Annotated in this window: 10 protein-coding genes and 1 riboswitch; of the genes, 7 read left to right on the top strand and 3 right to left on the bottom strand. The window is 50.5% G+C overall.

Going from position 1 to position 13821, the window contains the following annotated elements; translation table 11 throughout:
• The first annotated feature begins 89 nt into the window (after positions 1 to 89).
• The 6 genes from R50912_RS28725 to R50912_RS28700 all read left to right on the top strand — a co-directional run bounded on the left by R50912_RS28725 (position 90) and on the right by R50912_RS28700 (position 9857).
• On the top strand, positions 90 to 1880 hold the full coding sequence (locus R50912_RS28725) for a sensor histidine kinase (protein WP_042239745.1): 1791 nt from the start codon (positions 90 to 92) through the stop codon (positions 1878 to 1880).
• 113 nt (positions 1881 to 1993) lie between these two features.
• Entirely contained in the window at positions 1994 to 2980 is a 987-nt protein-coding gene (locus R50912_RS28720; protein ID WP_081956700.1) for an ABC transporter permease, read from the top strand.
• Positions 2981 to 2994: 14 nt separating this feature from the next.
• Complete coding sequence (locus tag R50912_RS28715; protein WP_042239743.1) at positions 2995 to 3894, top strand: carbohydrate ABC transporter permease; 900 nt, start codon at positions 2995 to 2997, stop codon at positions 3892 to 3894.
• 185 nt (positions 3895 to 4079) lie between these two features.
• Positions 4080 to 5825: an ABC transporter substrate-binding protein gene (locus tag R50912_RS28710; RefSeq protein WP_042239741.1), complete on the top strand. Its 1746-nt coding sequence runs from the start codon at positions 4080 to 4082 to the stop codon at positions 5823 to 5825.
• Positions 5826 to 5922: 97 nt separating this feature from the next.
• Positions 5923 to 8301 carry a glycoside hydrolase family 95 protein gene (locus tag R50912_RS28705; protein WP_052416745.1) on the top strand — a complete coding sequence of 793 codons (2379 nt, stop codon included), beginning with the start codon at positions 5923 to 5925 and terminating at the stop codon, positions 8299 to 8301.
• Between the two features lie 416 nt (positions 8302 to 8717).
• On the top strand, positions 8718 to 9857 hold the full coding sequence (locus tag R50912_RS28700) for a transglutaminase domain-containing protein (protein WP_042239739.1): 1140 nt from the start codon (positions 8718 to 8720) through the stop codon (positions 9855 to 9857).
• A 27-nt stretch (positions 9858 to 9884) separates the two neighbouring features.
• Here the strand turns inward: R50912_RS28700 and R50912_RS28695 are convergent, their stop codons facing one another.
• Positions 9885 to 10202, bottom strand: a complete 318-nt coding sequence (locus tag R50912_RS28695; protein WP_042239737.1) for a DUF3889 domain-containing protein — start codon at positions 10200 to 10202, stop codon at positions 9885 to 9887.
• 154 nt (positions 10203 to 10356) lie between these two features.
• Complete coding sequence (locus R50912_RS28690) at positions 10357 to 10725, bottom strand: helix-turn-helix domain-containing protein (protein ID WP_042239735.1); 369 nt, start codon at positions 10723 to 10725, stop codon at positions 10357 to 10359.
• Between the two features lie 99 nt (positions 10726 to 10824).
• Here R50912_RS28690 and R50912_RS28685 point away from each other — a divergent pair, with 99 nt between their 5' ends.
• Complete coding sequence (locus R50912_RS28685) at positions 10825 to 11475, top strand: nitroreductase family protein (RefSeq protein WP_042239733.1); 651 nt, start codon at positions 10825 to 10827, stop codon at positions 11473 to 11475.
• Positions 11476 to 11907: 432 nt separating this feature from the next.
• Here R50912_RS28685 and R50912_RS28680 read toward each other — a convergent pair whose 3' ends face one another.
• Entirely contained in the window at positions 11908 to 13395 is a 1488-nt protein-coding gene (locus tag R50912_RS28680; RefSeq protein ID WP_042239728.1) for an amino acid permease, read from the bottom strand.
• A 154-nt stretch (positions 13396 to 13549) separates the two neighbouring features.
• Positions 13550 to 13766, bottom strand: a riboswitch (Lysine riboswitch).
• Between the last annotated feature and the right edge of the window lie 55 nt (positions 13767 to 13821).

Below are 13821 nucleotides of genomic sequence, written 5' to 3'. Positions count from 1 at the left end.
TACAGGCTGTTCCCTATCTGCAGAGGATAAGGGAGCAGCCTGTTTTCCATTGAACGGAAGGGGGAAGTGTTATTAAGAAGCTGGTGCGAATGATCAATAATATGAAGCTGAAATATAAGCTGATTTTTTTCTACATTATTGTCGTCATGATACCTGTGCTGATTGTTGGTATTATTCTTACAAGCTATTTTCGTGAGGGAGCCTTGAACAGAGCGATTGATCAGGCCACCAACAACGTGGAGAAGATCAAAAGCCAATTGTCCAGCAAGCTGCGTGTTCCTACGGATATTTCTAATCTGCTCTATTTTGACGAGGAGCTTGAGCGGCTGGTCACTACGCATTACCCGGATGCACTGGCGCTTACAAAGGCTTATTTGAGTTACACGGATATCCGAGTATTTGTTCTGCGGTACCGAGAAATTTCCAATATCCGTTTTTTCATTGATAATCCGAGCCTGGTGGATGATATGTCGATTGCACCATTGACTCCGGAGCTGGAGTCCAGAGCCTGGTACAAGAAGGCCATGCAGAGCGGAGAGATTTACTGGATGTACATTTCCGACAAGGAAAAATATTTCAACAGCCCCAAAGGAACGATCAACAAGCTCAGCCTGATCCGTCAGGTATACTACCGGGAATCCGGTAAATCCGGAATACTGATGGTACAGGTTTCTCAGGACGAACTGAATCAGATGCTCTACCAGGAGCCGTTTGATACGTTAATCATCGATGAGCAGGGTTATATTGTGTCGGCCAATGATCCGCAGCTTGTAGGCAGCACAGTCGATGATTTTGACATTGGCGTCGATGTGCAATTGCAGTCCAAGGGTGTGCTCAAAACCAGGGTGAAGGGCAAGGATTCTTACGTCATTATTGATGAAATGTCTCCTGAGCTGAGCAGCAGCAAGCTGAAGATTATCTCTATATTTGAAACGAAAAGCATTCTGAGCGATGCCAATAATGTCAGTAAGCTGGGCCTCCTGATCGTTATTGGGGTGCTGCTGGTTGCCCTTGTGTTTGTATACACCATCTCCCTGCTGACCACCAACCGTCTGCTGCGCCTGAGCCGCCAGCTGAATCAGGTAGCCCTTGGCAATCTGAATATCGTCTCCCGGATTGACGGCACGGATGAGATCGGCCAGCTGTCGCGGCAATTCAATTACATGGTGGCAAGTATTAACCGGCTGATCACCCAGGTTATTGAGAGCAATGAGAAGAACAGCGCTCTGGAGATCGCCCAGCGGGAGATCAAATTAAAGATGATGGCGAGCCAGATCCATCCGCATTTCCTATTCAACGCACTGGAATCGATCCGCATGAATGCGCATCTTAAGGGCGAGAAGGAGATTGCGAACATCGTCAGACTGCTTGGTAAGCTTATGCGCAAGAACCTCGAAGTAGGCCGCGAACGGGCACCGATCAAGGAAGAAGTAGAGATGATCCGTTCTTATCTGGAGATCCAGAAATTCCGGTATGAGGACAGGCTGGAGTATGAGATTAAGTTTGACCCTAGAACAGCTGAAGTTATGATCCCGCCGCTCATTATCCAGCCGCTCGTAGAGAATTCCGTAGTCCACGGGCTGGAGAATAAGCAAGGTACCGTTCATGTCAGCGTCAGTATAACCCTGGATGAGAATCAGGAGGTTCAGGTGCTTGTGACAGATGACGGCATCGGCATGATAGAGGAAAGGCTGTCCGAGATCGTAGATGTGATTAGCAAAGTGGAGGAAGAGGAACGGGGACGGATCGGCCTGCGCAATGTGCATCAGAGGCTGACTCTATATTACGGAGAGGAGCATGGTCTGAGAATTACAAGCCGATCAGGAGAAGGTACCGAGATAGCGTTTTCTATTCCCGTTGAAAGCGAGTTCAAGTCTTAAGCAGCGCGGCCTGGGAGAATCTCTAATTTAGACAGGATTTTACGTGAAATCTGTTGGGTATTCTCTCCCGGAGTGCTGCGGTAAGATAAGACTATAAGAACGAAGGGGGAATAATGATCGTGAAAGCGCTCACTGAAAACGGTGTTACAGCAAATGAAAGCGTAACCCCCCGCCCACCTGCGAAACGGAATAGTGGATTTTGGAAAAGCGTACTGCAGCAAAAGTACTTATATCTGATGTCTCTTCCATTCGTGATCTGGGTATTTATTTTCAGCTATGTGCCCATATGGGGATGGTTGATGGCATTCCAAAATTATAAGCCGGCTAAGTCATTCGGCGAACAGAAGTGGGTCGGACTGGATAACTTCAAGGAGTTGTTCCATGACGAACGTTTCTATCTCGTATTAAGAAATACCCTGTCAATGAGCGTACTCGGACTGATCTTTGGCTTCGTGGTTCCAATTACGTTTGCCGTTATGCTCAATGAGCTGCGGGGGAGTATTTTCAAGAGAACGGTTCAAACGGTATCTTATCTGCCTCACTTTGTCTCCTGGGTCGTTGTAGGCGGGATTGTCTACAAGACACTCGCAATCGACGGCGGAATCGTGAACGATTTGCTGATGTGGCTTCATATCACTGATGAGCCGATCCAGTTCATGGCCCAAGGTAAATATTTCTGGGGGATTTTAACTGCATCCGATATATGGAAAGAAACAGGCTGGGGTGCAATCATCTATTTGGCAGCGATTACAGGGATTGATAAAGAGCTGTACGAAGCGGCAAAAGTGGATGGTGCGGGAAGAATTAAGCAAGTGTTCAATATTACTTTGCCGGGTATCCGTTCAACCGTGATGGTGCTGCTCATTATGAATATCGGCCACCTGATCGGTATCGGCTTCGAGAAACAGTTCCAGCTGCAGAACAACCTGGTCACCGATTATTCGGAAGTGCTGGATTTGTATGCGCTTAAGTATGGTATTCAGATCATGCGGTTCTCTTATGGTACTGCAATAAGCATGTTCACCTCAGTAGTCAGTGTAATCCTGCTGTTCACGGCTAACGGTCTGATGAAGAAATTCACTAAAGAAAGCATTATGTAAGGAGGGGACCATAAATGGGTGGCAAAGCATTTCAAATGACGAAAGGTGAACGTGCATTCGACATCTTTCTGTACACTGCTCTTACCTTAATCATGATTGTGACGTTGTATCCCTTCCTGAACGTACTGGCGATTTCTTTCAATGAATCTACAGATACCGTTCGGGGCGGCATCTATATCTTCCCGAGAGCCTGGACGCTTGAGAATTATCAGCGGATCTTCAGCTATACCGGCCTGATTCAGGGCTTCAAGATATCCATTCTGCGTACCCTTTCAGGTACACTTCTGGGTCTGATCAGTGCTTCCATGCTGGCCTTTACGCTCAGCCGCCCGGAATTCAGAGCGAGAAAATTCATCTCAACTTTCCTGGCCATGACGATGTATTTCTCCGGCGGTATGGTGCCTATGTACATTCTGATGAAAGATTTGAATCTGATCGGAACGTTCTGGATTTACATCCTTCCGGGTATGGTTTCTGCATTTAACGTCTTCATTATCCGTTCCTTTATGGATGGGCTTCCCTTTGCTCTTCAGGAATCTGCCAAGCTGGACGGGGCGAATGACTTTATGATTTTCTATAAGATCATCCTGCCGCTTTGTAAACCGGTACTGGCAACCATCGCGCTGTTCCTGGCCGTTGGCCAATGGAATGAATGGTTCACAACGTATCTGTATAACGGTAACAAGCCGCATTTGACTACACTGCAGTATGAACTTATGAAGGTATTGTCGTCTACCAATCAGGGCAGCGGCATGGTGAATGCCAACGATATGGCGCGGCAGATGGCGCAGATTTCACCTGAATCGATCAAGATGGCGATTACGATTGTCGTAACTGTACCTATTCTGGTTGTATATCCGTTCCTGCAAAAGTACTTCGTTGGCGGTATGACGCTAGGTGCAGTTAAAGCGTAAGCCTGCTAATAGATTGAAATGGAACAGCTGCCTGGTTCAGTGCAGGATCAGGCGGCTATCCAACTCCAGGGTTATTGTTAAATAGTGGAATTTATATTTATAGTAGTTTTGCAAGCGTTAACAATGGTATATTCAGGTCTGTCCTGATATGCATAGATGAAACATACTAATAAGGGGGATATACAATGAATCGCAAGAGTACCAAAACAATCTTTACACTCATGCTTATGAGCTCTATGCTGATCGCCGGTTGTGGAGGCAATAACAATAATGCGGCCAATAACACGACTTCTAACAACACAGGAAATACACCTGCAGCAACTAATACAGCAGCAGATGATACCGCATTAGATACCTCTCCGTTTACGATCTCATTCTTCGGCGGTGACGCCAGTCCGAACTGGAACAAAATGCAGGATGAAGTCGGTAAAGCCATTACTGAAAAAACAGGTGTAACTATTGACGCTGAATTTGATGTAGGCAGCGGCGGCGGCGACCAAAAAATCCCGATGATGGCTGCCAGCGGCGACGTACCTGATCTGATCTTCGCCAAAGGAAATCTGAGCACCCTGGTGGATGCCGGCCTGGTTATTGATATGACGGAACTGATTGATAAATATGCTCCGAACCTCAAGAAGGTCTACGGCGAAAACATGGGCCGTCTGAAATATAGCCTGGATGACCAAGCGATCTATCAGATTCCTACGAATATGGGTGTAGGCCAACAAGCCTTCGATGCTACAGGCGGATTTGAAATTCAACACCGCGTATTGAAGGAGCTAGGCTATCCTGAAGTCAAAACACTGGCAGATTATGAGAAAGTGCTTAAGGATTATGTGGCTCTGCATCCGGAAACCGACGGTCAGCCTACCATTCCGCTGACGCTGAACGCTGATGACTGGAAAATCATGATCACAGTTACAAACCCGGCTTTCACTACAACAGGTGCACCGGATGATGGCGAGTATTATGTAGATCCTGAAACCTATGAAGCACAGCTGCACTACAAACGTCCGGCTGAAAAAGAATATTTCCGCTGGTTGAACGGAATGTACGCTCAGGGTCTGCTTGATAAGGATACCTTCGTACAAAAAGACGATCAATACAAAGCTAAAGTCGCCAGCGGCCGTGTACTCGGCCTGATCTCGCAGGAATGGGAATATTCCGATGGTGAGAATGCTCTGAAAGCAGCCGGTAAAGACGAATATACTTACGGTCACTTCCCTGTAACCCTATCCGATGAGTATAAAGATCATTCCTTCATGCAGACAGGTATCGACGGCTACGGTCTTGCGATCACTACTGCAGCCAAAGACCCTGTCCGGATCATCAAATGGCTGGACTGGATGTCTTCCGATGAAGGTCAGATTCTTAGAGCCTGGGGTATTGAAGGCACGCACTACACTGTAAATGCAGATGGTAAACGCGAAGTTCTTCCTGAAATCAGCGACGGATTAGCTAACGATACCGCAAACACCCAGAAAAAAACCGGGATTGGCCAGTACCTTATCTTTGGTGCACGTTACGGTGATGGTGTGAAGGATTCCACTGACAACTACTACACTACAAGCTTCCCGGAACAGATCGTAGCTTCTTACTCCGATGCTGAGAAGGAATCACTTGCAGGATACAAGGCTACTACATGGAAAGATCTGTTCCCTAAAGAAGATGAATTCCCGATCAAAGAAACAGGCGCCCTGTACAACCTGCCGGTTCCAACTGACGGCAAATATCAGGTAATCTTCAAGAAGACACAGGATATCATCCGCAAACGTATTCCTGAAGCCATCCTGTCGAAACCGGCAGACTTCGATAAAGTGTATGACGCCTTCCTGGCAGAGCTGGACAAAGCAGGCGCTCAGGATATGGAAAAAGAATTCACAGAGCTCGTGAAAAAGAGAGTAACCCTGTGGACTGGTAAAACATTCTAATCAATAATTGGATGTAGGTCATTCCATACAGCGAAGGCCCGACTTAGGTCAGGGCCTTTTGCCGTACTCAGATACTATGACGGAGGGCGAGAATAGAATGGATAACAACAGGCATCACCCGTGGAAATTAAAGTACGGCCAGCCGGCGGCAGTCTGGGAAGAAGCGCTGCCGCTCGGGAACGGGAACTTGGGCGCCATGGTGTTTGGCGGAACCTCCAAAGAACAGATCCAGTGGAATGAAGATACCCTGTGGTCGGGATTTCCGCGGGACACGAACAACTATGAAGCCCTGCGGTATTTGAAGAAGGTACGGGAGCTGGTATCCTCCGGCAAATATGGTGAAGCTGAGGATATGGTCAACGCGCATATGCTTGGAGTGAATGCCCAGGCGTATATGCCGCTGGGTGATCTGCTGCTGGAGCAGGCTGGCGTAGAGAACTGCACGTCATATGAACGTGAACTGGATCTGGACAGCGGGATTGCCAAGGTGAGGTATCAGAATGAGCAGGGGGCATTTACCCGGGAAGTCTTTATCAGTGCTCCGGACAAGGTAGGTGTCGTTCACCTCACAAGTGAGCAGCCGGGCGGACTTCAGCTTGAGCTTGCTCTCAGCAGCCAGCTGAAGCATACGGTCAGCCCGGGAGGCGCGCAAGAGCTGGTGCTCCAAGGCCGCTCCCCGTCGCATATTTCCGACAATTATCATCAGGATCATCCGGTGGCGGTTCGCTATGAGGATGGTCTCGGAATTGCCTTCGAGCTGCACTTGCAGGTGCAGGTAACCGGGGGAAGCATCCGGCATTCGGATGGCAGGCTTGTCATATCCGGCGCTGATCGTGTACTGCTGCTGCTTGCGGCCGGCACAGATTATGAAGAGGTGCGTTCCAGAGCAAGCCATAAGAAAGCCGGAGCGGCGAAGGGGGCCGCAGTTATTGTAAGCCCTGCGGAGGTGTGTGCAAGCAGGCTGACCGCTGCTGCGGACAAGTCCTATGAGGAGCTGCGGAGACGGCATACAGCAGATCATCAGGCGGTATTCCGCCGCATGGATCTGGATCTGGGCGGTCATGAAGCGGACAACCTGCCGACCGATGAACGTCTGGCCGCCTATAAGAACGGCCAGGAGGACCCGGCACTGGAAGCGCTGCTGTTCCAATATGGCCGCTATCTGCTGATGGGCAGCTCGCGGGCCGGAACGCAGGCCGCCAATCTGCAGGGCATCTGGAATAATCATGTACAGCCGCCATGGAACAGCAATTATACGACCAATATTAATACGCAGATGAATTACTGGCTGGCAGAGGTCTGTAATCTCAGTGAATTTCATGAGCCGTTAATTGAGCTGATCAAGGAGCTCAGTGAGACAGGGGCCAGAACGGCTGCCATTCATTACGGGGCACGCGGGTGGGTAGCGCATCACAATGTCGATTTGTGGAAAGCATCTAACCCTTCCGGCGGAGATGCTAGCTGGGCCTTCTGGCCAATGGGCGGCGTCTGGTTATCCCGCCACCTGTGGGAGCATTACGAATTTACGCCGGATGCCGTTTATCTGGAGACGACGGCATATCCGTTGATGAAGGGAGCGGCGCTATTCTGCCTGGACTGGCTGGTGGAAGGGCCGGACGGCCAACTGGTGACTAGCCCGTCTACTTCACCGGAGAACCGTTTTGTAACAGAAGACGGCAGAGCCAGCAGCATATCCATGGGCTCGGCTATGGATATGAGCCTGATCAATGAATTAATGCAGCACTGCCTGCAGGCTGCACGGATTCTCGGCGTGGACCCGGAGTTCCAGGCTGAATTGGAGAAGACGCTCTCCCGTCTGTCACCGCTGAAGATTGCTGAGGACGGGCGGTTGCAGGAGTGGATCTATGACTTCACTGAATCCGAGCCGGGACACCGTCATGTGTCGCACTTATACAGTCTCTATCCGGGCAACCGGATCAACAAACGGGATACACCGGAGCTGCTGGAGGCGAGCCGTATATCGCTTCAGAAGCGGATCGCTTCCGGCGGCGGTCACACCGGCTGGAGCTGCGCCTGGCTGATTAATCTGTATGCCCGGCTGGAGGACGGCGAGTCGGCTTATGGCTTTGTCCGTACGCTGTTAACCCGTTCGGTCTATCCGAATCTGTTCGACGCGCATCCGCCGTTTCAGATTGACGGTAATTTCGGCGCTGCCGCGGGGATTGCGGAAATGCTGCTGCAGAGTCATCTGGGTGACCTTGCGCTGCTTCCGGCGCTGCCCGGAGCCTGGAAGAACGGCCGGATTAGCGGCCTGAAGGCACGCGGCGGCTATGTGGTTGACATGGACTGGCAGGATGGAATGCTGATATCCGCCCGGATCACAGCGAAGTACGATGGGAGGCTGCGTCTCAGCTATGCGCAATCGCTGAAGCTGCTGCTTCCTGACGGCAGCGCGCAGGTAGTAGATACCGCCATTGAGGTTAAGGCAGGCGTGACATATCTTGTGACGATCTAGGCTGTAAGCAGTGAACGTGACGCGAACGCTTAAGTGTAGGCTTTTGCCGCCGGATACAATTCATAGATAAGTGCAGACGAAGCCGCTGCTTCCCGGAGATGGACCGGGAGGCAGCGGCTTTTTAATGATCCATTTTCACGCCCGCATACCTCCTGAGCATTCTGCCTGCCCCGGCACACTCCGCCGCCAGCCCCCCACCCACTCACCCGCCCACCAGTGCTTGTCATGATAATATTTATGGGGCGGGTACTTATGCGCCGGGTGTGCCGGGCCGATAATAAGGAATATAGCAGGTATCTCAGGTTCAGGTTCAAAGGTTTCGGGGGTTGGAGTTGTATACAGGGGATTTCCGGCATTTACTATAGAGTAAACGGCTAATCATCCATTATATAGATTGCAGGAGGCACTTGAAGGCTATGGGGAAGAGACGTATATCGCTGATGAAGACCGTGATTTGCGGCATGCTGGTTTTTGCTGCTATCCCTCCCGCAACATACTGGGGGTATGAGCATGCCTATGCTGCTGCTGATTCTGTGGTGCTGCATTCTGTCAATGAGATGACACAGAAGCTGACCGGGGCGATGAGCAACCGCAGGGAGACAATTACCTTCACTTATCAGGGCAAGACCAATAAGCTGAAGAGCCAGGTGCAGACGGCCATCGATCAGGCGATGGGGAGCGATCCGTACCTCTATTATATTATTGACAGCTATGCGTTTTCTTACCGGGGGAGCACACGCTCTGCCAATGTGACGGTTCAGGTGGAGTACCGGGAGACGCTGCAGCAGACAGCATATGTTAACAAGCAGGTGAAGGCTGTTCTGCAGGAATTAATTACACCGGGGATGAGCAGCCATCAGAAAGTCAAAGTCATCCACGACTGGGTGGTGCTGCATTTGCAATATGATAATTCATACAGTAAATATACGGCGTATGAAGGACTTCAGACGGGCAGTGCGGTATGTCAGGGGTATTCCCTGCTGACCTATAAGCTGCTGCTGGGAGCGGGTATCCCGAATAGAATTGTGGAGGGTACGGCGAGGCCCGAGGGGGGCGTTGCCCAGTCGCATGCCTGGAATCTCGTGCATCTGGATGGACTCTGGTATCATCTCGATACGACCTGGGATGATCCGGAGCCTAGTCCGGAGGGCGGGATCAGTACGGTGTATTACATGAGAACGGATGCCCAGATGCGCCGTGACCACAGCTGGACCAAGACGTATCCGGCTGCTTCAACCGGTTATGCCCAGACACTGTCACAGCTGGTCAGCCGGGGCGGACAGGGGACAGACGGATACAAGAAGCTGCAGGAGGTTCTGGATTACAGGCTGTATGAGGAGGATCAAGTGATCGCTTCGGCGGCAGACTTGAAAAAGCTTGCGCAGCAGGCGGCGGATTCAGGCCAGTTCTCACTGCTATTCCGATACCGGGGCAGTGAGAAGCTGCTGAGGCAGGACCTGCAGGTCCTCTATGAAATAGGGCTGGATAATCTGGCATTCAACAGTTCACCTTTTGAGAATACAGGGGACCTTAAGGTGTATGTGACTTGGAAATAAGAGTACTGAAAGGGATACAGTATAGCTTTATCTCCATTGATCCGTCTCCGAGAAAAGAATGGTTTGAAGCTGATCGTCTGACGGGTCAAAGCGGACCATAACGAATATGCCGAATTCCCGGCCGTCTTTGCTCCGGATCCACAGCTTGAATTTCTCCTCCGCAAGCGTTGGCTTTATTTGAGTACGGCCTACATGCTTATAATCAATAACCTCGGCATTGTATTTCTGCTGCGCTGCTTTCACAGCTACGATACCCCATTTAGCATACTCAGGAGCGGCTGAACTCACCGGGCTGTTAAGGGTGAAGAGAAGCGCCAGCAGAGCGGTGATCCAAATTTTTTTCATGGCTGTCTCCTTAGATTACAGATTGTGAATATGTGTTAGCTTGCCCCCAAAATAAAAATTACATCAGGACAGCAAACAAACAGGGATGTCTGCCGCGCCGATAGGCTGCGGGACATCCCTGCTTGTTGTAATTCCGGATAAACGCCGGAAGCGCTCAAGAGTACTTTCCGAACCCGTCCTCGCACGTTATATCCTGTTCAAGAAGGTCATAAAGAGATTGCTTGGAATCCTCAAGGTTTTTTTTTGCAGCTTCAATATCTGCTATTTTAGCTTTGATAATACGTGTTTGTTCTTCTTTGGAGATTCCATTTTTAGAGATCATGGATCTGATATCATTAATTGAAAAACCGACAGCTAAACAATTTTTCACAACACCCAAGTGACGAATGATCTCTACATCATAATTCCGGTAATTGTTCTCTTCCCTGAGGATATATTCATCCGTGATAATGCCCATTTTCTCATAGTACCGGATGGTTGATATAGGCAGGTCAACAATTTTTGCGACTTCACTAATCTTCATGTTAAATCCCCCCGTTTTTCCCTCTTGCTATAAAGTATACTTCATAGTTTAGAATTCTTGTAGTGAAGATAAACCTATAAATAAAGGAGAGAAATCAACATGAGTACAATGACCGGGAAATACCATACAACCAACGATTTCAATGAAATCGTTCTGGAGCGCCGTTCCGTGAAGGCCTATGATCCTGAAGTGAAAATCAGCCGGGAGGAAATGACCGAGATTCTGGCGGAAGCCTCCCGTGCACCGTCTGCCATTAACATGCAGCCATGGCGTTTCCTTGTTATTGACAGTGCGGAAGGCAAAGAAAAACTTGCACCGCTGGCCTCCTTCAACCAAACGCAAGCTCTGACTTCCTCGGCAGTTATTGCGGTATTTTACGATGCAAAGAATGTTGAATATATAGACGAGATTTTCGGAAAATCGGTGGAGCTTGGTTACATGCCGAGCGACGTCAAGGATATACAGCTGCAACAAGTGAAGCCTTATTATGCGGGAATATCTGCATCCGAGCTGCGTGATGTGAATCTGATTGACTCGGGGCTTATTTCGATGCAGCTGATGCTTGTTGCCCGGGCCCATGGATATGACACCAACCCGATGGCCGGTTATGAGAAGGACAAGATTGCTGAAGCTTTTGGCCTGGACAAAGACCGGTTCCAGCCGGTCATGCTGATCTCGATAGGGAAAGCAGCCAAAGAAGGTTACCCTTCCTACCGCCTGCCGGTTGAGACAATCACAACCTGGGCATAACCAACAGCTCCAAGGGGACGTTCTTCAGTACAAAAGCATACTTAACTTAATCTCCTGACGCAAAAAAAGACCGGTTCAGACCACGATGATGTGGTCGAAACCGGTCTTTGCACTGAATCCGCCAGAAGTAGTCTGGTGAAAATTCAAAGGGATAAATCCCACTAATTCCGCCACACGTTGGCCAAAGGAGGGAATGAGGAGCATTAGTGCCCTTGATTTCCAAGGATGCGAGACAGGTCGCATAAGCCGCACAAGCCCTCAGCTTGCTTCACCCGTAAGGGTGATTTTGTTCAAAATATAAGAAATTATATGGCTCACATGTTAACTTAACCTTCTATTTCTCGCTGAAATACGCCGTCCTTTAAAGGACGGCGTAGCCGTTTCCAATTGTTGTATATAGGCTTGGCGCTTGAATATATGACCTGCAAAGAGTTACTCTGCGTGAGTGCTCAGATCACATTTGTCCAGCGGGACAATGCTGCTCTTGCGGAACCAGCCGTAGCCCAGCCAGATCAGGAGGAACAGAGGTACGCTGACATAAGAGACCAGAATGCCGTACCAGTCGATCTTGGATCCGGTGAAGGCGCCCATGTTCTGGCCGAATACGGCCACCATGCAGAGGGCGAAGGCAAACAGCGGACCAAACGGGAACCATTTCGCCCGGTAAGGCAGTTCATCCAGCGAATGCCCCTGCTTGACGAAGGCGCGGCGGAAGCGGTAATGACAGACGGCAATCCCGAGCCAGTTGATGAAGCCGCACATCCCGGAGGCGTTCAGCAGCCAGTTGTAAACCGCGCCGTCTCCGAAGAAGGAGGCGAGGAAGGCCAGCATGCCGACAGCTGTGGTCACGAGCAGTGCGCCTACAGGCACGCCTCTGCGGTTCAGCTTGCCAAGGGCACGAGGAGCCATGCCGTCCTTCGCCATGGCGTACAGGACACGTGTAGAGGCGTACATCCCGGAATTACCGGCAGACAGCACGGAGCTGAGGATGACGGCGTTCATTACGGAAGCCGCAATTGCCAGTCCGGCTTTGTTAAAGACGATCGTGAACGGGCTGACACCGATATCATCGATCCCGCCGCGGAGCAGATCGGGATTGGTATAAGGAATGAGCAGACCGATTACGAGAATGGCGAAAATATAGAAGATAAGGATGCGCCAGAATACCTGGCGGATGGCCACCGGTACATTCTTGCGGGGATTCTCACTCTCTCCCGCAGCGACCCCGACCAGCTCTGTCCCCTGGAAGGAGAATCCGGCGGCCATGAAGACGCCGACGAAGGCGAAGAAGCCGCCATGGAACGAACTGCCTCCCAGCTGGAAGTTGCTGAATCCCACCGCTTTACCGCCCATAATACCGAAGATCATAAGGACACCGACAACGAGGAAGACAATGACGGTGATGATTTTAATGATGGCAAACCAATATTCCGACTCGCCATAACCGCGCGAGGAGAGGAAGTTCAGGCCGAACATGATCAGCAGGAACAACAGGCTCCAGAGCATGGAAGGGCTGTCCGGGAACCAGTATTTAATAATGACGGTAGCAGCCGATAGTTCCGCTGCTATCGTTACCGCCCAGTTGTACCAGAAGTTCCAGCCGATGGCGAAGCCGAAGGCGGGGCTGACAAACCGGGTTCCGTACGTGCTGAAAGAACCGGAATCCGGCAAATAGGTAGCCAGCTCACCGAGGCTGGTCATCAGGAAATAGACCATAATGCCGACTGCGGTATAGGCAAGCAGTGCTCCGCCCGGACCTGAGGAGGCGATCGCACCGCCGCTGGCCAAGAACAGCCCGGTTCCGATGGAACCGCCCAGGGCGATCATGGTCAGATGTCTTGCTTTGAATGTTTTGCGCAGGCCCGGAGTATTGGCGTTACCCGCCTGTGCAGCCGGCTGCTTCTCTTGCTTCGCTTGCATGAATAGGACACTCCCTTTAAGTTGTTGGTTCGGTTCACAGCGGGGAGTTGCTGCAGCCTGCTTGGCCCTGTGTTTTCTGCTTAGCGTTATGCACACAAAAAAACCGCAGACGGACGCTGCGGTTTCCTGATTATAGGCTCCGCATCATACTCCCTGTTAAGATAGCGCAACACGGTGCAATTCCCGCAGTTTCCTGGCAGGCAAGTACACGGTGACAGTTCCGCGCCTTTCGGCTGACGGCCCCAATCCGCGCTGCTAAACTAAGAGCAGCAGCCCGGATTTCGGCGGATATTCCTTTCGGCACGTATCATAGATGGCTCTTAGGCATCTCCACGCGCGTACTCTTTATATCCGCGACCTCTACCTCATCCTAGGTATGATGAGGCTATCTTGTAACGATATGAACAACAGGAATCAGTATAATGC

The organism is Paenibacillus sp. FSL R5-0912, assembly GCF_000758605.1.
Lineage (GTDB): Bacteria > Bacillota > Bacilli > Paenibacillales > Paenibacillaceae > Paenibacillus_AQ.
Note: the sequence above shows the minus strand (reverse complement) of the source record. Positions and strands in the feature narration are given on the sequence as shown.